Source organism: Polaromonas sp. P1_G2 (assembly GCF_056405515.1).
In genome coordinates, this window is the sequence record NZ_JBFUBY010000014.1 from 1 (window position 1) to 19,287 (window position 19,287).

The following is a 19,287-nucleotide window of genomic DNA, read 5'->3' on the forward strand; positions in this document are numbered from 1 at the left end:
CTCGCAGTCGCGCACCAGCCATTTGGCGACCACGATTTTTTGCTGGTTGCCGCCCGACAGCAGCGCCACTTTCTGCTGCGCGCTGGGTGTCTTGATGCCCAGCTGCGCGATCAGTTTCACCGCCGTTTCCTGCATCGCGGCGGGCTTGAGGAAAAAGCTGAAGCTCAGAAAGCGCCGCAGGGTCGCCAGCACGATGTTGGTCTGCACGTCCATGCCGGTGGCCAGGCCAAAGTGCTTGCGGTCTTCCGACAGGTAGCCGATGCCGTGCTTCACCGCGTCGGCCGGGCTGTGCACCCCGATCCGGCGGCCCCTGACCCAGATCTCTCCCGAATCCCTTTTGTCGGCGCCGAATACGGCGCGTGCCACTTCGGTCCGGCCGGCGCCCATCAGGCCGGCAAAGCCCAGGATCTCGCCCTTGCGCACGCTGAAGCTGACATCCTTGATCGTGCGGCCGCGATTGAGGCCGCGCACCTCCAGCACGGTCTCCCCGCCCTGGTCGCCTGCCGGCGGTCGCTCGTCTTCCAGCAGCGCGCGCCCCACCATCATGCCGATGATGGTGTCCATGCTGGTGGTGGCGGTCGGCACGGTGCCGATGTACTGGCCGTCGCGCATCACCGTCACGCGGTCCGAGATGCGCTTGAGCTCGTCCATCTTGTGCGAGATGTAGACCATGCCGACGCCCTGGCGCTTGAGCTGGCCGATGATGCGAAACAGGTCGTCGATTTCGGCGTTGTTCAGCGCGGCGGTGGGCTCGTCCAGGATCAGCACGCGCGAGTCGAAGGACAGCGCCTTGGCGATCTCGACCATCTGCTGGCGCGCCACCGTCAGGTCGCAGACCAGCGTATGCGGCTCCAGGCTCAGGTTCAGGCGGTCGAAGATCGCCTGGGTATCACGGGCCATCTTTTCGGTGTCGACGAACAGGCCCAGCCGGCCGAGCGGCTCGCGTCCGATGAAGATGTTCTGTGCCACGCTGAGGTGGCCCATCAGGTTGAGCTCCTGGTGGATGATGCCGATGCCCAGTGCTTGCGCGGCGCGCGGGCTGGTGATCTCGACTGGCTGGCCGTCGATGCTGATCTCGCCGGCGTCCTTCTGGTAGACCCCGGCCAGTATCTTCATCAAGGTGGATTTGCCGGCACCGTTCTCGCCCATCAGGGCGTGCACTTCGCCCGCGGCAAGCTCAAACCGGGCGTTGTGCAGCGCGCGCACTCCCGGGAAGGACTTGCACAGCTTGGTGATGGCCACAAGAGGTGTCATGAGCGGTTGCTGGCAACTGCGGTGTTCACTCAGGTCCTTACGACGCCGCCGGCGCACAAGAAAGACGTGCCCCGAGCGCCGTCCCCGGCGCAAGCCGGTGCACAGGCTGCGGCCACCAGTCCGGACGCCGGCGCTGAGACCGATACCGTTTTCTTCTCAAATCGTCCTGGGCGCATAACAAAAACCTTTTTTAGCTGACGGGACCATTTACGAGGCAGGGCGCCAAAGGCAGGAAACTTATTGTTACAAATGGTTCATTGATGAACAATCTATTCACTTATGGATCGAAACGGTGTGAATCATAGAAATTTGCTCATCTTTCCAAGCTCCGGACTTTCCCTAGGTCAGGATTTAATTTATTGATGAACATTAAGTGCAAAAGTAAATAAACTCAACGCAATGAAGGCGAAAGTCCTCGCAAGCGCCATGTGACATATCAGGAGCGCTGCGTTACATATCAAAATTGCAATGCCTTTGCCCTCACCCAACCCGCCGCCATGACACCAAAATCTTTTCCCCCGACGATCGACCCGACCCCGAATGACGCTGGCGCCACCGCATCTCCGCCTCTTGCGGAAGACCGCTACCGCGCACCGGCGCTCGACAAAGGCCTGGACATCCTGGAGTTGCTGGCCCGTCAGCCGCAGGGCCTGACACGCGCGGAGATCGTCAAGGAAATGGACCGCAACGCGAGCGAGATCTACCGCATGCTGGAGCGCCTGGTGGCGCGGCAATATGTGATGCGCTCGCTCTCGGGCGACCGCTACTCGCTGAGCCTGAAGCTCTTCTCGCTGGCCCACATGCATCCGCCGCTCAACCGGCTGGTGACCCAGGCCATTCCCATCATGGAAGCTTTCGCGCAGAAGGCGGAGCAGGCCTGCCACATGGGCGTTTATGACCAGGGCAATGTGCTGGTCACCGCACAGGTCAACGGCCCCGGCACCTGGAGCATGACGATCCGCGTGGGGGTGCATGTCGGGCTGGTCGACACCGCCTCGGGCCGGGTGTTGCTGGCTTTCGCGGATGCCAGCCAGGCCCAGCAAATGCTGGCCCAGCACACGGCGCTCGAAGGCGAGGTGCCGATCGAGTCCGATGCATTGGCTGCCGCCCTCGGCGTGATCCGCAAGCAAGGCTATTTCGAGCGCGACAGCCTGCAATCTTTCGGCGTGGCCGATATTTCCTGCCCGATCTTCGGGCCCGACCACAGCGCGCTGGCGGCACTGACCTGCCCTTACGTGCGGCGCATAGACCGCCACGTCGGCCCCGACCAGAAAACCGTGCGACTGCTGCTGCAGCAGGCGGCCCAGGCCTTGTCCCTGACGCAGGGCGGCTTCGCCCCGGCGAGCCGGTATGCGTGAAGCCGAGCCAGGTCCGGCAGCGCTATTGCTTTGATAGCTTCCTGGGCCCGTGAGGATTCGCTGCGGGCATTTATTCCCTGAATCCGGAATTTCGGGTGTTCCCCGCACCGCGGACCGCAAAAGGGCAACCGCTATGATTTGCCCTTCACCGGCAGTCCTTGACATGGCCGGTCCCGCGCATTTTCTCTCCTTGGAATCGATTCTTTTTCATGACTCACGGCCTGAACCTCGCCCAACAAGAAGCCGTGAACTACCTGCATGGTCCCTGCCTGGTGCTGGCGGGCGCGGGTTCGKGCAAGACGCGGGTGATCACGCACAAGATCGGCCGCTTGATCCAGTCGGGGCTCAAGCCGGAGCAGGTTGCCGCGATCACCTTCACCAACAAGGCCGCCGCCGAGATGCGCGAGCGGGCCAAGGCGTTGATCGGCAAAAGCGCCAAGGGCGTGCTGATCTGCACCTTCCACGCGCTGGGCGTGCGCATGCTGCGCCAGGACGGCGCGGCCCTGGGCCTGAAGCCCCAATTCTCGATTCTCGACAGCGACGACGTGACCAGCATCATCAAGGACGCCGGCGGCAGCACCGATGCGGCCACCGCGCGGCAGTGGCAGTGGACCATCAGCCTCTGGAAGAACATGGGCCTCAACGCGGCCGAGGCCATGGCGCAGGCCAACGGCGACGAGGAACGCGCCATCGCGCGCGTCATGGCGCACTATGAAGAACGCCTGACCGCCTACCAGAGCGTGGACTTCGACGACCTGGTGGGCCTGCCGCTCAAGCTGCTGCGCGAGCACGACAGCGTGCGCGGCAAATGGCAGGAGTCGCTCAGCCATGTGCTGGTCGACGAATACCAGGACACCAACGCCACGCAGTATGAAATGCTCAAGCTGCTGGTGGGCCCGCGCGGCCGCTTCACCGCGGTGGGCGACGACGACCAGTCGATCTATGGCTGGCGCGGCGCCACGCTGGACAACCTCAGGAAACTGCCGCAGGACTACCCCAACCTCAAGGTGGTGAAGCTCGAGCAGAACTACCGCTCGACCAGCGCCATCCTGCGTGCGGCCAACAACGTGATCGGCCCCAATCCCAAGCTGTTTCCCAAGACGCTGTTCAGCGAGCTCGGCGAAGGCGAGCCGGTGCGCGTGGTCGACTGCGACAGCGAGGAACACGAGGCCGAGCGCGTGGTGGCGCGCATCCAGAGCCTGCGCGCCGAAGGCAGCCTGCAGGCCGAGGGCGGGCAGTACAAGGAGTGGAAAGACTTCTGCGTGCTGTACCGCGCCAACCACCTGGCCAAACCTTTCGAGAAGGCTTTTCGCAAGGCCAACATCCCCTACAAGGTTTCGGGCGGGCAAAGCTTTTTCGACCGCGCCGAGATCAAGGACCTGTGCTGCTGGATGCGGCTGCTGGTCAACAACAACGACGACCCGGCGTTTATGCGCGCGGTGACCACGCCCAAGCGCGGCATAGGCCACACCACGCTGGGCGCGCTGGGCAACTTCGCGAGCCAGTCCAAGCAGAGCCTGTTTGAGGCGCTGTTCAGCAACTCGCTGGGCTCGGTGCTGCCGGCCAAGGCGGTGGGCTCGCTGCATGAGTTCGGCCGCTACCTCAACGACCTCGAGTACCGCGCCAAACGCACCGTGGGCGCCGAGGACGCGCGCGCTTTCCTGAATGACTGGCTCAAGGAAATCGACTACGAAAAACACCTGTACGACGGCGAGGACAGCGAGAAGCTCGCGGCCGCGCGCTGGACCAATGTGATGGATTTCTGCGACTGGGTGGCCCAGCGCTGCGGCGGCCAGATTGACGACGCCTCGGGCGCGGTGGTGGCCGCCGAAACCAAGACCATGCTGGAGGTGGTGCAGACCATCGCGCTGCTGTCCACCATCAGCGAACGCGAAGGCGACCAGAACGTGGTGACGCTGTCCACCCTGCACGCGGCCAAGGGCCTGGAGTGGCCGCACGTGGTGCTGGCCGGCGTGAACGAGGGCCTGTTGCCCTTCAAGCTGGAAGACGACGACGGCACCAATACCGACAACATCGCGCTGCGCCTGCAGGAAGAGCGCCGCCTGATGTATGTGGGCATCACGCGCGCGCAGCGCACGCTGGCCGTGAACTGGCTGCGCAAACGCAAAAAAGGCCGCGACATGATCCCCGGCGCGCCCAGCCGCTTCATCGCCGAGATGGCGCTGGACAAGGCCACGGTGAAGGAAGACCCGCGCGAAAAGCTCAAAGCCTTGCGCGCGGAGTTTGCGAAAAAATCCGCTGAAGGGATTGCGGCAGCTGCGGCTTCCGAGACTCGTTAAAGCGCCACCGCTCCCATTTCTAGTTCAATGCGAGATTAGGCGCGACCCCGCAGACAGTGCTACAGCACGGCAAGGGGGCTGCAACGACATATCGCGTTGAAATAGGAATGGGACGTCACAGCCCGAGCCATTTGCCGAGGTCCATCAGCTTGGCCTGGTCATACTCGATGAACCCCTGCACGGCGAGCGCATCCAGCCGTTTTTTGCCGTCGGCGGATTGATCCAGCCCCACAAAGTAGGCGGTGATCTGGGCGCGCTCCGCGTCGGTCAGCTTGCCGCTGGCGAGCAGATGCTTGATGGGTACGGGCTTGCTGGTGGCCAGCACCTTGCCGCCCTTGGCCTGCCAGTCCTTGACCACCGCGCGTGACGCGGTGACGCCTGAGGCGACCATGTTGTTTTCCACCATGAAGGGCACCGCATCCTGCAGTTTGACGTAAACGGTTTCCACCGGTTGCGTCCCGAGCGCGTCTCGCAAGGTGGCGCGCATGATCACCGAGGTGATGGAGTCTTCACTGGGCGCGCCTATCTTGAGGCCCTTCAGGTCGTTGAGGGACTTGAGCGGGGAGTCGCTGCGCACCATGAAGGAAGCGCTGTAGTCGGTGAAGCCCTTGGTCAGTGCGATCAGGCGGTAGCCGTTTTTGGACATCGCCCGGATGGAATGGTGGGCCGGGTGCACATAGGCGATGTCGTAGCGCTGCTCGGCCATGCCCGCCGCGAGTTCTTTGTAGTCTGTTACGGGCTGTATCTTGACCGGGCGCTTGAGCAGCTTGCCCAGGTCCTCGGACAAGTCCCGAAAACGCTCGACGGTCGCGCCCGGATTGACGCGATAAGTCACGCCTTCATTCACGGCGAACACCAATGGCGCCCCCTGGGCCGAGGCTTGGCCAGCCAGCAAAGCCAGCACCAGCACACTTATGTATTGACGGATTTTCATGGTGGGGCCTTTCGGAGTAAAAAATGGAAACAAATTCAGTATCTCAGTTACAAATGGTTTCAACTCGCGGGTTTGCCTGAGTTGCGCGTCATAGAAGATGTATTCGTGAGATAGTGCGCAAGCCCCAGGCTGCGCGTTGCTTAAACCCCGCACCTCACCGCCCGGGTTTTCATTCCACCGCTGCGCAGACCGGCCGCCCCGGCCAGGTTTGCGCAGCGTTCCTGCAGCCCCGTTCCGAACGGCCTCGAGCCGTCGTTCATCTGTTCATGACTTCGAATACCTTCCGATTTGCTCTTTTGTTGATAGCAAGCTGCACTCTGTTTACCGGGGCAAGCGCCCAAACCAAAGCTGATAGCGGATGCCCCGCGGCGACGGACATGAAGGCCGCGCAGCTTTATGGCCTGTGGGCCGTGCGTTTTTCCAACCCGCCCGCCGGACTGCCGGCCCGCGCCACCATGCTGCTGGAGCGGCACGCCGAATTCGCCGAAAGCCTGGCCGGCGTTGTGAGCCGCGACCTGGGGCCGGCCGGCGGCTCCAAGGCCATTGCCGGCCATGCCGCCAAGGCCGCGCTGGCCGGCGACCTCGAGGGCGGCATGCTGCTGCTCGACGAGTCTTCCGACAACGTGAGCATCACCGGCACCTGGAACGGCGAGATGGTCGAGGGCTCCTGCGGCAAGGCCTTCAAGGGCAGCTGGAAAGACACCAGCAGCAGCGCGCCCGACAACGCGCCCGATATTCCCTTCACGCTGACCCGGCTGCCTTGAGCCCCAAGCGCGGGCGCCTGAAAATTCCTTTAAAACATCACCGAACCGACTGCCCAACCATGCGACCGATACCCTCCCTATTTGCCGCGCCCCTGCTGTGGGGCGGCCTCCTGGGGCTTTTCGCCATGTCCCCGGCGCCGGCGCAAACCTCTTCTTCGGCTTCGGCACGCGCCCCCGCCACGGGCTGGCAGGCTTGCCAGGCCATGAAGGCCGACCCGGCCGCGCAACTGGCCTGCTTCCAGCAATGGGCGGACGCGCAGACGCCGGCCAACATGCCCGCGCCCAGCCTCACCACGGCGCCGGCCAATCCGGCGACCGGCCAGCCGGCCACGCCGGTGCTGCTGCTGCCTTCGCTGAACACCGAGGCGCCGGACGGCAAACCCATAGGCTGCAAGAACACCAAGTACTCCGAACTCTCGCGCTTCTGGGAGCTGCAGCGCGGCACCGACTGCGACACTTTCTCGCTGCGCGGCTACCGGCCGATCTCGCTGGCGGTGGTCACCTCCGACAGCGTGAACATGCAGCCGTCGTCGCCGTCGCTGGGCCATACCGCGCTGACTTCGCAGCCCTATATGCGGACTGAAAACAAGATCCAGCTCTCGGTGCGCACCAAGATCGCCAAGGGCCTGCTGAAGAACGGCCCCGAGGACGAGGACGACCACGACTCGCTGTGGTTCGGCTACACGCAGCAAAGCTACTGGCAGCTGTTCAACGGCGCCATCTCACGGCCTTTCCGCACCACCGACCACGAGCCCGAAATCCTCTATATGTACCCGCACCAGATCCCGCTGGCCGGCGGCTGGACCTACCGGCTCTCGGGCCTGGGGCTGGTGCACCAGTCCAACGGCCAGTCGCTGCCGCTGTCACGCAGCTGGAACCGCGTCTACCTGATGGGCGCGGCGGAAAAGACGCTGGGGCAGGACTCGGGCCTGATCCTGCAGGGACGCATCTGGGACCGGCTCAAGGAGTCCTCGGGCAACGACGACAACCCCGGCATCGAGAACTACATAGGCCGCGCCGAGGTCACCGGCAGCTGGCAGATCAACAAGGCCAATACAGTGGGCGTGACGCTGCGGCACTCGCTGCGCAAAGAGGCCCGCGGTTCTGCGCGCCTTGACTGGATGATGGCACCCGCCTCGTCGCCCAACTACACCGGCCTGCGCTACCACGTGCAGCTCTTCAGCGGCTACGGCGACAGCCTGGTGGACTACAACCGCAAACGCAACGTCCTGAGCGTGGGCCTGAGCTTGGTCGACTGGTAGCCGCGGCGCCGCCGCCCATAGCCAGCACAAGACGGCGTGCCGGCTGATACACACAGGCGCGCACCGGCCGTAAGCTCGGGCCATGAACGAGCCCACCACCTTCACCCTGGCTTGCATCGTGGCCGGCGCGCTGCTGATCGCGATGACGCTGGGGGGCTCCTTCATCGCGCGCCTGCCGCTGAGCGCCGCCATGCTTTATCTCGGCGTGGGCGTGGCCGTCAGCCCGGTGGGGCTGGGGCTGCTCAAGCTCGACGCGCTGAAGAACGCCGTGCTGCTGGAGCGCCTGACGGAAGTGGCGGTGCTGGTCTCGCTGTTCACCTGCGGCATGAAACTCGAATTCCGCCGGCACGACGGCCGCTGGCGCATTCCGGTGCAGCTGGCGACGGTGTCCATGGTGCTCACGGTGGCGGCCGTCGCCGCGCTGGGCGTGTACCTGCTGAACCTCCCGCTGGGCGCGGCCGTACTGCTGGGCGCCATCCTGGCGCCCACCGACCCGGTGCTGGCCTCCGACGTGYAGGTGGCCGATCCCGGCGACCGTGACCGCCTGCGCTTCGGCCTCACGGGTGAAGGCGGGCTCAACGACGGCACGGCCTTTCCTTTTGTCATGCTCGGCCTGGGCCTGCTGGGCCTGCACGAACTCGGCGAAGGCGGCTGGCGCTGGTGGGCCGTCGACGTGCTGTGGGCGGTAGCCGGTGGCCTGGCACTGGGCTGGCTGCTGGGCACGCTGGTGGGCCGCGCCATCCTCTACCTGCGCATGCGGCACCGCGAGGCGCTGGGCTCGGACGAATTTATCGCGTTGGGGCTGATAGGGCTCACCTACGGCCTCGCGCTGCTCAGCCACACCTACGGATTCCTGGCGGTGTTCGCGGCCGGGCTGGCACTGCGCCGCATTGACGAGCCCCATGTGCGCCCGCAGGCGCCGGCACCCGTCCCCGGCGAAACGCTGAGCCCCGCGGACCAGGAGGCTTCGGGTGCCGAAGCGCCGGCCCACATGATGCGCGCGGTGGCGCGCTTCAACAGCCAGCTGGAAAGTTTTGTCGAAGTCGCCATCGTGCTGGCCGTCGGCGTGCTGGTGGCCACCGTGCGCTTTCGCCCGGAGGTGCTGTGGTTCATCCCAGTGCTGTTCCTGGTGGTGCGGCCGCTGGCGGTTTACATCGGCCTGCTGGGCACACGGGTCAGGGGCGCGCAGCGCAACCTGATGGGCTGGTTCGGCATACGCGGCATCGGCTCGCTCTATTACCTGCTCTACGCCATCAACCACGACATCCAACGCGCGCTGGCCCAGCAGCTGCTTTCGATCACGCTGGCCGTGGTGGTGGCCTCGGTCGTCGCGCACGGCGTTTCGGTCACGCCGCTGATGAAGCGCTACGAAGCGCGCAAGGCCGGCCGGCGGCGCTGAGAGCTGCTCAAAAACCCTCCTGGCGTTGTTGCACCGCCTTGCCGCACTGGTGTGCTGTCTGCGGCGGCGCGCCTAGCCAGGACCGCTTCGCTGGGTTTTGAGAGCGGCTCTCATCTCCCATTTTTTGCATCACCGAACCTGGCGGAAATGACCCGGTATTTCGTATGCCGTTGATATTGATAACTATTCTCATTTGTATAATTCCCTTTTTCGCCAATCCCAAAATCCAGGAGCCGCCATGACACCCGTGCTGAAACCCGTCTTTCTTGCCACCCTGCTTGCCCTGCTCGCAGCGCCCGCCATGGCCCAGCCCGCAGCGGCCGCAAGTGGCACCGTGGCGGCAGCACCGGCCGCGCAAGCCGTGACGGCGCCCGCCGTGGCCAAGCATTACGCGCAACTGGTGCTGGCCAGCTATGAGGACACGCTGGCCGGCGCGCTCACGCTGCAAAAGGCCGTGCAGTCCTTCACCGCCGCGCCCTCGGACGAAGGCCTCAAAGCCGCGCGCAAGGCCTGGCTGGACGCACGCGAGTTTTACGGCCAGACGGAGGCATTCCGTTTTTACGGCGGCCCCATCGACGACAAAAACGGCCCCGAAGGCCGCATCAACGCCTGGCCCATGGACGAGTCCTATGTCGACTACGTGAAAGACGCGCCCAACGCCGGCATCATCAACAATCGCAAGGCCGTCATCGGCAAGAAGCAGCTGGCCAGCCTGAACGAGCGCAACGGCGAAGAGAACATCGCCACCGGCTGGCACGCCATCGAATTTTTGCTGTGGGGCCAGGACCTGAGCACCACCGGCCCGGGCAACCGTTCGTTTGAAGATTTTGTGGACGGCAAGAAGCCCAACGCCGACCGCCGCCGCCAGTACCTGCAGGTGGCGACCGAGCTGCTGGTCGACGACCTGCGCAGCCTGACCAAGGCCTGGGCGCCCACGGCCACGTCCTACCGCGCGAAGTTCGAGCGCGGCGGCATGGAGTCGGTGCGCAAGATGTTTGTCGGCCTCGGCTCGCTCTCGCGCGGCGAACTCGCGGGTGAGCGCCTGGAAGTCGCGCTGGCCAGCCAGGACCAGGAAGACGAGCACTCCTGCTTTTCCGACAACACGCACCGCGACGTGGTGAACAACGCCAAGGGCATACAGAACGCCTGGCTGGGCCAGTACAAACGCGCCGACGGCAGCACGCTCAGCGGTGTTTCGCTGCGCGAACTGGTGGCCGCGAAAAACCCGGCGCTGGCCGAACGCACCACCCAACAGATCGCCGCGTCGGTCGCCGCCGCCGAAGGCATACGGGCGCCGTTTGACCGTGAGATCGTCGGCGCCAAGGACGCGCCCGGCCGCCTGCGCGTGCAGAAAACCATAGACAGCCTGGTGCTGCAAAGCAAGGACCTGGTCGAAGCGGCCAATGCGGCCGGCATCACCAAGCTGACCCTGGTCAAACCTTAAGTGTTGCGCACCGCTTTGCCCCGACCGCTCCCGCGCTCCCTGCGCGCGGGGCTGCTGTGGCTGGCCGTGACGGGCCTCGCGGGCCTGGCCTTCTGGGCATCCGCAGGGCCCGCCGGCCAGGACGGCGCCGCGCCCGATGACGAAAAAACCGGCGGCGACACCACCGTGTTCGCCACCGGCCAGAACGCCTTCTCATTTCCGCTGGCCAACCTGCCCGATGAGGAGCGCACGCGCTTCGTCATCGGCAATTCGTTTTTCAAGCGCAACTGGGTGCAGGCGCCATCGTCGACCACCGCGCGCGACGGCCTGGGCCCGCATTTCATCGCCCGCTCCTGCGGCGGCTGCCATGTGCAGGACGGCCGCGGTGCGCCGCCGGATTTCACGCGCGGCCTGTCCGACCAGCCCGTGGGCCTCTTGCTTCGCCTGTCGATTCCGGGCAAGGACGCGCACGGCGGCCCCCTGCCCGACCCGGTGTATGGCGACCAGTTTTCCAACTTCGCGGTCCAGGGCGTGACGCCCGAGGGGCAGATCTCGTTGCGCTACGACACCTTGCGCGGCAAGTTCGCCGACGGCACGCCCTACCAGTTGCAAAAGCCCCGCTACGGTTTCAGCAAGCTCAACTACGGCCCCATGGCCAAAGACGTGATGCTGAGCCCGCGCATCGCGCCGCAAATGGCCGGCGTGGGTTTGCTCGAGGCGATTCCCGAGGCTGAGATCCTGCGCAATGCGCGCGACCACGCGGCCCTGGGCGGGCCGGTGCGCGGCGTGGTCAACCAGGTATGGGATGCGCCCACGCAGCAAATGCGCGTGGGACGCTTCGGCTGGAAGGCCAACGTCGCCACGCTGGCCCACCAGACCGGCGGCGCTTTTCTCGGTGACATGGGCATCACCTCTCCGCTCTTTCCCAAGGAAACCTGCACGAACGCGCAGAAAGACTGCCTGGCCGCGCCGCGCGGCGCGCAAGGCAAGGCGCCCGAGATCGACGAGAAGACTTTTAGCGACGTGGTGTTCTACGAAAGCACGCTGGCGCCGGCCGCGCGGCGCAACCCCAAGGATGCCCAGGTGGTGCAGGGCCAGAAGCTGTTTGCCCAGGCGCAATGCGCCGCCTGCCACCGCCCGAGTTATGTGACCGGCGAGATTCCCTTTCCGCGCCTGGGTAGCAAGGCCGCGCAGGGCCAGACCATCTACCCCTATACCGACCTGTTGCTGCACGACATGGGCGAAGGGCTGGCCGACGGCCGGCCCGACTTTCTCGCGAACGGCCGCCAGTGGCGCACGCCGCCGCTGTGGGGCCTGGGCCTGGTGCCCGACGTTAACGGCCACAACCGCCTGCTGCACGACGGCCGTGCGCGCGGCGCGCTGGAGGCGGTGCTCTGGCATGACGGCGAGGCCAAGGCCAGCAAGGACAAGGTTTTGCAAATGAATGCGCAGGAGCGCGCCGCGCTGGTCAAATTCCTCGAATCGCTGTGAGTGCCATGAAATCCTTTTTTGCACCCTTGAAGCCGGCCTTGGTGCTCCTCGCCGGTGCCGCCGTCCTGCTGGGCGGCGCCGCGCAGGCGCAAACCGTCCCTTCCAACGTCGCGGTGCCGTTTTACACGGCCGGCGATTTCATGCGTGGCGTCTACCGCTTCTGGTACGCGCCGCAAGCCGCCGCGTTTGCCGAACAGGCCGGAGGCCTTCCCACGGCGATCGCCGCGGTCTGCGATGCGGACGCCGATGCGGCCGCGGCCAGGCTGGAGCAGGCGCGCGAACGCTGGAAAGCCAGCGCTCTCACCTGGGACCGCCTGAGCGGCGTGCAGATAGGCCCGCTGGTGCAGCGGCGCTCGGCGCGCCAGATCGACTTCACGCCGACGCGGCCCGAACTCATCAAGCGCGCGATCCAGGCTGCCCCGCAAGACGCCACCGCCATGGAAAGCGTAGGCACGCCGGCCAAGGGGCTGCCGGCGCTGGAGTGGCTGCTGTGGATCCAGCCCATCGCGCCAAGCACACCCGCCTGTCGCTATGCGGTGCAGGTGGCCGCCGACATCCAGCGCGAAGCCGACATCCTCGCCAAGGCCTTCGACGAACTGGCCGCCCGGCCGCCCGGCCAAGGCGAAGAAACCCAGGGCCCCGCGATGAGCGAACTCGTCAACCAATGGACCGGCGCACTGGAGCGGCTGCGCTGGGCCGAAATGGAAAAGCCCCGCCTCGCCGGCAGCGCGCAAGGCGGCCGCAACGCCGCCGCTTATGCACGTGGTGCCAGCGGCCAGACGGCCGCGCGCTGGGCCGCGCAGTGGCAGGCGTTGCGCACGCTGGGCGCCTCGCAAGCCTCCGAAGCGCCCCGGCCCGGCGAGGGCCTGGCGCCGATTGAAACTTATCTGCGCGGCCTGGGCCGCAACGAACCAGCCGACGCGCTGGCGCAAAGCGTGGGCAAGGCCGACAAGGCGCTGCAGAATCTCTCGCCCGCGAACCGGGCCGGCGTCATCGCCGCCGGGCGCTCGCTGGCCGACCTGAAAAAACTCGCGGAAGCCGAGATCGCGCCGGCGCTCGAGGTCAGCATCGGTTTTTCAGACGCCGACGGCGACTAGAAATCCGCCATGCAGCAAGCCCAGACGACATTGCAGCGCCGGCAGTGGCTGGCACTACTGGCCGCGGCCGGTGCGGGTGCCTGGTTCAAGCCGGCCCTGGCAGCGGCCGCCGCCCAGCCGCTGCAACTGGCGGCGGCCTGGGAGGCGGCCCATGGCTATCAGGTCGGTGTGCTGGCTTATCGCGGTGACACGCTGAAGGTCAGCGCCGCCCTGGACGTACCGACGCGCGCCCACGGCGTATGGGCCGAGCGCGGCGGCACGCTGCTGGCCGTGGCACGCCGGCCGGGGGACTGGCTGCTGCGCTGGCGACCCGTAGGCGAAGGCAGCGCCAAGGCCATCGCCTGGGCTTGGGCTGACCCGGACCGCGCCTTCAACGGCCACGTGATCGCCGGCCCCGGCGGCAAGACGCTCTACACCACCGAAACAAATCTCGAAACCGGCCAGGGCCTGGTGGGCCTGCGCGATGCCGCCACGCTTGAAAAAATAGGCGAATGGCCGACCCATGGCATGGACCCGCACGAACTGCTGCTGGATGGCGACGGCAGCCTGGTCGTGGCGAACGGCGGCATTCCCGCATTGCCGGAAACCGGCCGTCTGAAAATTCACATGGACCGCATGGACGCCTCGCTGGTGCGGCTGGACACGCGAAACGGGGCCCTGCTGGGCCAGTGGCGCCTGGCCGACAAACGCCTGAGCCTGCGGCACATGGCCTGGGGCCGCGCGCCGGCGGCGGGCAGTGCGCGTGTACTGGGCATCGCCCTGCAGGCCGAGCATGACGACACCGCGGCCAAAACCACCGCGCCCGTGCTGGCACTTTTTGACGGCCAGAAGCTGCAGACCTGTGCGGCAGGCGCCGGGCAGGTGCTTGCAGGTTACGGCGGCGACATCGCCTGGGCGGCAGGCGGCTTTGCCGTGGGTTGTCCGCGCGCCAACGGCGTGGCCGTGTGGCAAGCCGATGGGCGCTGGACGGGATTTTTCCCGCTGGAAGAGGCCTGCGCCGTCGCCTCAGCTTCTACGGCGGGCGAAGCTGACACCACACTCTGGGCCGGCGGGCGGCTAGTCGCGCTGATGCGCGACGGCACGGGCCGCACGGCTTCGCCAGTGCTCAAGAACGTGCGGCTGGACAATCACTGGACGCCGATGGCGGGCTAGAGTTCGCCTTTATCCGGCGCACTTCACTGCTTCTTCCACAGCTCACCGTCCCTGGAACGGTAAGTGCCACCCGTGGCGCAGCAGCCTCCCGCACCGAAGGCGATGCGCCCGAGGGTGACGGTGACGACACCGTTGTCTGCCTGCAGCGACTGCCGCTCGCAATACGTGAAGAATGGGTAGAGATCGGGTTCGAGCACCATCTGCCAGCCGTTCTCCCCGGACTCCTTGGACTCCCTGGCCTCCTTGGGTATCGCGCGGTAGACCTTGCAGTCATGCACCGCGAGGTGCACCGGCTTGCCGTCCAACGTCCCGTTGAATACGCGCTCCGGCGGCACCGCCGCCATAGGATCCGGCTCGGCAGGTGGCGCAACAGGGACACTGCCGGCGCCTGCCAGCCCCAATCCAACCCCCAGCCCGGCAGCCAGCAGGAGCTGACCCCAGAGCATGTTCCGCTCCGGCCTCGTCACCGGCGAAAACCCCTGCCACGCCAGCGTGGCCGCAGCCGCGGCCGACAGCACAGTGGGAACCCAGACCAGCAGCTCCGCTGCTTCGGTGGATGGACTGATCGTCCAGGCAACAGCCAGCACGGTCGTATTGACCAGCAACAGCACAAGGCTAGCCCATGGCCGGACCCGGGAGAACAAGCCGGCAATCAGCAAGAGCACCGCACACAGCAGCATCGCGGGCAGGACCACCACGCCTGAGAACAGCAGCTCGAACACGCCCAGCAGCCAGCCACCACTGCCTGCCATCTTGCCCACGGTGTACAGGTAAAGCGCCACTGCCAGGCCCGGCAGGGCCAGCAGCTGCGCGGCAACAAAGGCAAAGGCGTAAGGTGTGTTGGAGGTTCTCAAGATGACGGGGATTCTAGAGTGCGGCTGAGATACCGCCGATGCGGCCCAGGCAGACCGCTCCGCAGAAATCGCCGGCGGAAGAATTGAAAAAGTGTTCCTGCGTTTGTCAGGCACCAATGCAATCGCCCCGGCAACCCTTTCAGGCTGCCGGGGCGATTGCGCCAGAACCGGCCAAAGCCGGCCTTGCACAGCTTATTGCTGGCTGGGCTTCACGAGCTCGGCTGCAGCCTGGGGAGCCGTGCCGGTCTTTTCGGCACGCGGAGCGGCCAGGTTTTGCTGGGCGGTCGCGCCGTTGAAGCCCGATGCCGCGTTGGCCTTCTGGGCCTGCAGCACTTCGCTTTTGACTTCAGCGCGGGTTTTGCTCGAAGGCGCCTGCATCTGGTCCAGCAGGAAGGCGTTCAGGGGCTGGGCGGACGCGGCCACGGAAGTCAGGGCGGCAACAGCAACAACAGCGGCGGCAACAAAGTTCGATTTCATGATGAATATCCTCTCAAAAGTTAAGTGACGTTCCGGGCATGGCGGGCTCATCTCCCCGTCTGTCCAGCCTCGGTGAGTCGCCTTGTAAGTGGCTTCGGCTCATCGATGTATGAACTGTATTCCTGTTAAATCGAACAAAAAATACCAATTCCCACAATACATTGCTGTTAAATTAGCAACAATAAAGGTGTTATATAAGGGTTAACCATGGACCGACTCCAATCAATGCGCGTATTCCAGCAGGTGGTGGACGACGGCAGTTTTGCCGCCGCGGCGCGCAAATTCGACATGTCGTCCGCCGTCGTGACCCGCCTGGTCGGCGACCTGGAAGACCACCTGGGCGTGCGCCTGTTGCAGCGCACCACGCGCCGCCTGGCGCTGACCGATGCCGGCGAAACCTACCTGGCCCGCGTGCGGCACATCCTGAGCGACATCGACGAAGCCCACGCCGCCGCCCAGGCCCATGCGCAGGAAATGTCCGGCACCATACGCATCATGACGCCGCCGGTGTTCGCCGTGCATGTGCTGGCGCCGCTGGTGGCCGAGTTCGGCCGGCGCTACCCCAAGGTCGTGCTCGACATCCATGTGGACTCGCCGCTGGTGCCTCCGGTGGAAGACTACGACCTCACCCTGCTGGGCGCGGCCGACACCTTCGATGCCAACATCATCGCGCGACCCATTGCTTCGTCCGACGGCGTCCTTTGCGCCTCGCCGGATTACCTGCGCCGCAACGGCACACCGGCGCGGCCCGAAGACCTGCCGCAGCACCACTGCCTGCGCGTCAAGGCAACGGCCAACAGGCACCGCGTCTGGCGCCTGACCAATCCCAACGAAGGCAAGCGCGTCGTCGAAGTGCAGATCGAACCCAGCATGCTGGTCAACCACACCGACACCTTGATACGCGCCTGCGTGGACGGCGCCGGCATCATGAGCCAGTCCATCGACCTGGTGGCCAATCACCTCAACAGCGGCGCGCTGCAGCGCATCCTTTCGCCCTGGATCACCGGCACCAACACTTTGTATGCGGCGCTTCCCAGTCGCAAATTCATCCCGGTGCGCACCAGCGTGTTCCTCGAGTTCATGACCGAGTACACACGCAGGGTGATCAAAAAAATGGACACGCGGCAGGACTGAGTTTTTACCGGATTTTTCGCGCGGCCCTGGGCCGCGGCATGGAAGACCGGCGGCTCATCCCCACATAAGCAACAAGGCGGGCGCGATCACGCACCGGCCGGCTTCACGCATCCGGTGCGGCATCAAGCCATTCAAGCTGCGCGGCGAAGGCTGCACGCGTTCTTGACGCGATGCTTTCAAAACTTCCATGTGAGAAAAGTTCCGCGATTCCGCGTTTTCATTGTTCCAGTTTCGGCAATGGAATGTTCTGCAAACGCGCACTTGTCCAAGGGGCTTGGCGGAACAAGCTTGGATGCATCGGTGAGCCACATTCATAACAGCGACTCAGCGAGGAAGGCCCCTCGGGCACACAGCCCGTCCGACCGGATTTTTTCAAAAACTGTCTAAAGGAAATTCATCATGAAATCGAATCTCGTCTCCGCCTCCGTTCTTGCCGTCTCCGCACTCGCCTTCTTCGGCTCCGCCAGCAGCTTCGCCGAAGGCCGCGATCCGTTTCCGCAAGACCAGGTGAATTCGGTCAGCACCAAGACCCGCGCTGACGTTCGCGCCGAACTCGCGCAAGCCCAGCACGAAGGTTATTCCGTGAACATCGGCCCAACCTACCAGGCTCCCGAAGCCAGCGCACCCGCCAGTACCCGGAGCCGTGCCGAAGTGAAAGCCGAAGCCGGCAGCGCCGTGTCGGTCTCCACCCTTGAGCGCGACTACCCCGTCGTTCAATAAGCGCTCTACGCGCACTTGATTGCCGGACGGAGTTGCAAGAGGCTCCGTCCCAGGCCGTTAAAAACACAAAACCTCCTGCAGCGCTTGCGCTGCAGGAGGTTTTAAAGTGCGCGCCTGCCGAGCCTCAGACGAAGTGCCGTTCCCCTTGGAGGCTCTCTTGATGGAACAGAGCGCACCCGCATATGCGACCGCCGGGTTGGCCTCAACCCGCCAAGGCAGTCTCAAGAATAGGCCGTATGTCCCGGTTCCGAAAAGCCTCAAATCCAGATTCTTCTATGGCTTTACGGCGATTTTCATTGAAGACAATGTTGTGGCACTCTTGAACAAGCATTGACGGAGACGCCACGCAGATTCCGGCGCGAATATCCTCCTCAATAACCGTTTCTGGATCAATGTCTGCCACTACGGCTTTGCGATTGGCCAACAGATAAGAAACGCGAACGACTTCGAATATTTTTTTTGCCGTATAGAGATTGATATTCACGATGACTTTTGATCGCGCAATCAACTCATCCCTCTCCTTCCCATACAGGCCGCACACAAAGACTGACTTGAGCCCGGAATGGCACAGATGATGGAACGCATCCATGCGATCGGGTCCGGGTGCTCCGTACATCAGAACGTCGATGTCCTGGATCGGCGCTTTGGGAATTCGCGTCAGAGGTTCCGCATAACCCACCGGTACGATCCGGCAATCCGCATTGAGCTTCTTCCACACATCCGCATTTCCTTCACTGTAATCCCATATTTTGAAATTCGCCGCGGCATGCATCAGCGCCGGCTTCAGTAAAGTCGCGCCTCGAATTTGCTCGAAGTTATAAACAATTGTGGAGGGCGGCAGCTTGCTCACCACATCCATCTCAAGCATCTGGGCGCCAAAGATGATGTTCGTTGCCGACTCAGAGAAGGTGTCCACGCCGGACTCCACTGTGTGCCCCAACTCACGCAGGCCCCAGACGACGGACTCAACGACTTCCAGGTAGGCGTTTAATCCATACGCCCTGCCATTGCTCATGATGTGGGTGACGTGGTATTTCAATTAAATTCCTGGTATTGGCTGCAGCTGAAATTCATCGATCCAGCCCTGAAGCCGTTGTTAAGCATCATTGTCGATAGCCTGCCGGGCGCTTTGCAACGCAGCCTCGGCCAAGCCTTTTGCCGAGATGCCCTGGGGACGGCACTACGTCGGGCATCTTACAGGCGTTCCGTACCCTAAGAGGCGGCGGCGCGTCCTGAAAACTCGACGATCCCGCGAACCCCGCCGCGGACCGCCATTGACTCGCGGCGATCCGGGTCGCCTTACCTGGCTGGCTGGATTTCCGTGACAACGATGGCGCCGCCGGCAGATTCGGCCTTGAACCGGATCTTGTCGCCCGTTTTGACGGTGTCCAGCATGGCTGCGTCCTTGACCTGGAACACCATGGTCATACCCGGCATTTCCAGGTTTTTGATCTCGCCATGCTTGATGGTGATCTTCCTGGCCTCTTTATCGACTTTGCGGATTTCGCCGTCGGCCATCTCGGCGGACGGTTTCGCCGCTTCTTTGTTTGCTTCATCCATCGGCATGGCTCCGCTACCGGAGTTCATGGACGATTGCGCGTGTGCCGCGCCGGCAAACAGCGCGGCGAGGATCAGAAGGGTTTTGAGGGATCTCATGGTTTATTCCTT

General features: G+C 64.4%; 17 protein-coding genes. 11 read left to right on the plus strand and 6 right to left on the minus strand.

The annotated features are described in order from the left end of the window. On the minus strand, positions 1-1,254 hold a 1,254-nt coding region (locus tag AC1D0P_RS03015), incomplete at its 3' end, for a sugar ABC transporter ATP-binding protein (protein ID WP_477675330.1). 497 nt (positions 1,255-1,751) lie between these two features. Here AC1D0P_RS03015 and AC1D0P_RS03020 point away from each other — a divergent pair. Then, complete coding sequence (locus AC1D0P_RS03020; protein WP_477675331.1) at positions 1,752-2,612, plus strand: IclR family transcriptional regulator; 861 nt, start codon at positions 1,752-1,754, stop codon at positions 2,610-2,612. A 209-nt stretch (positions 2,613-2,821) separates the two neighbouring features. Beyond that, complete coding sequence (locus AC1D0P_RS03025; protein ID WP_477675332.1) at positions 2,822-4,912, plus strand: ATP-dependent helicase; 2,091 nt, start codon at positions 2,822-2,824, stop codon at positions 4,910-4,912. 115 nt (positions 4,913-5,027) lie between these two features. Here AC1D0P_RS03025 and AC1D0P_RS03030 read toward each other — a convergent pair whose 3' ends face one another. Next, positions 5,028-5,846 carry a phosphate/phosphite/phosphonate ABC transporter substrate-binding protein gene (locus AC1D0P_RS03030; RefSeq protein ID WP_477675333.1) on the minus strand — a complete coding sequence of 273 codons (819 nt, stop codon included), beginning with the start codon at positions 5,844-5,846 and terminating at the stop codon, positions 5,028-5,030. A 377-nt stretch (positions 5,847-6,223) separates the two neighbouring features. Here AC1D0P_RS03030 and AC1D0P_RS03035 point away from each other — a divergent pair, with 377 nt between their 5' ends. The 7 genes from AC1D0P_RS03035 (at position 6,224) to AC1D0P_RS03065 (ending at position 14,434) form a co-directional block, all read left to right on the plus strand. Next, positions 6,224-6,610: a hypothetical protein gene (locus tag AC1D0P_RS03035; protein WP_477675334.1), complete on the plus strand. Its 387-nt coding sequence runs from the start codon at positions 6,224-6,226 to the stop codon at positions 6,608-6,610. Between the two features lie 59 nt (positions 6,611-6,669). Continuing rightward, complete coding sequence (locus AC1D0P_RS03040; protein WP_477675335.1) at positions 6,670-7,872, plus strand: phospholipase A; 1,203 nt, start codon at positions 6,670-6,672, stop codon at positions 7,870-7,872. Between the two features lie 82 nt (positions 7,873-7,954). Next, on the plus strand, positions 7,955-9,271 hold the full coding sequence (locus tag AC1D0P_RS03045) for a cation:proton antiporter (protein ID WP_477675336.1): 1,317 nt from the start codon (positions 7,955-7,957) through the stop codon (positions 9,269-9,271). Positions 9,272-9,509: 238 nt separating this feature from the next. Next, a complete protein-coding gene (locus AC1D0P_RS03050; RefSeq protein ID WP_477675337.1) occupies positions 9,510-10,715 on the plus strand; it encodes an imelysin family protein in 1,206 nt (401 codons plus the stop codon). A 15-nt stretch (positions 10,716-10,730) separates the two neighbouring features. Then, positions 10,731-12,185: a di-heme oxidoreductase family protein gene (locus AC1D0P_RS03055; RefSeq protein WP_477675338.1), complete on the plus strand. Its 1,455-nt coding sequence runs from the start codon at positions 10,731-10,733 to the stop codon at positions 12,183-12,185. A 5-nt stretch (positions 12,186-12,190) separates the two neighbouring features. Next, entirely contained in the window at positions 12,191-13,282 is a 1,092-nt protein-coding gene (locus AC1D0P_RS03060) for an imelysin family protein (RefSeq protein WP_477675339.1), read from the plus strand. A 9-nt stretch (positions 13,283-13,291) separates the two neighbouring features. Next, complete coding sequence (locus AC1D0P_RS03065) at positions 13,292-14,434, plus strand: DUF1513 domain-containing protein (RefSeq protein WP_477675340.1); 1,143 nt, start codon at positions 13,292-13,294, stop codon at positions 14,432-14,434. A gap of 23 nt (positions 14,435-14,457) precedes the next feature. Here AC1D0P_RS03065 and AC1D0P_RS03070 read toward each other — a convergent pair whose 3' ends face one another. Further along, entirely contained in the window at positions 14,458-15,288 is an 831-nt protein-coding gene (locus AC1D0P_RS03070; RefSeq protein WP_477675341.1) for a hypothetical protein, read from the minus strand. 192 nt (positions 15,289-15,480) lie between these two features. Beyond that, positions 15,481-15,765, minus strand: a complete 285-nt coding sequence (locus AC1D0P_RS03075; protein WP_477675342.1) for a DUF4148 domain-containing protein — start codon at positions 15,763-15,765, stop codon at positions 15,481-15,483. A gap of 207 nt (positions 15,766-15,972) precedes the next feature. On the opposite strand from AC1D0P_RS03075, the gene AC1D0P_RS03080 reads away from it, so the two are divergent. After that, the gene (locus tag AC1D0P_RS03080) at positions 15,973-16,899 is read left to right on the plus strand and encodes a LysR family transcriptional regulator (protein ID WP_477675343.1); all 927 of its coding nucleotides are present in this window, start codon (positions 15,973-15,975) and stop codon (positions 16,897-16,899) included. 399 nt (positions 16,900-17,298) lie between these two features. Continuing rightward, complete coding sequence (locus AC1D0P_RS03085; protein WP_477675344.1) at positions 17,299-17,619, plus strand: DUF4148 domain-containing protein; 321 nt, start codon at positions 17,299-17,301, stop codon at positions 17,617-17,619. A gap of 202 nt (positions 17,620-17,821) precedes the next feature. Here the strand turns inward: AC1D0P_RS03085 and AC1D0P_RS03090 are convergent, their stop codons facing one another. Together AC1D0P_RS03090 and AC1D0P_RS03095 are read right to left on the minus strand one after the other, a co-directional pair. Next, positions 17,822-18,658 carry a hypothetical protein gene (locus tag AC1D0P_RS03090; RefSeq protein WP_477675345.1) on the minus strand — a complete coding sequence of 279 codons (837 nt, stop codon included), beginning with the start codon at positions 18,656-18,658 and terminating at the stop codon, positions 17,822-17,824. Between the two features lie 260 nt (positions 18,659-18,918). Beyond that, the gene (locus AC1D0P_RS03095) at positions 18,919-19,275 is read right to left on the minus strand and encodes a copper-binding protein (protein ID WP_477675346.1); all 357 of its coding nucleotides are present in this window, start codon (positions 19,273-19,275) and stop codon (positions 18,919-18,921) included. Between the last annotated feature and the right edge of the window lie 12 nt (positions 19,276-19,287).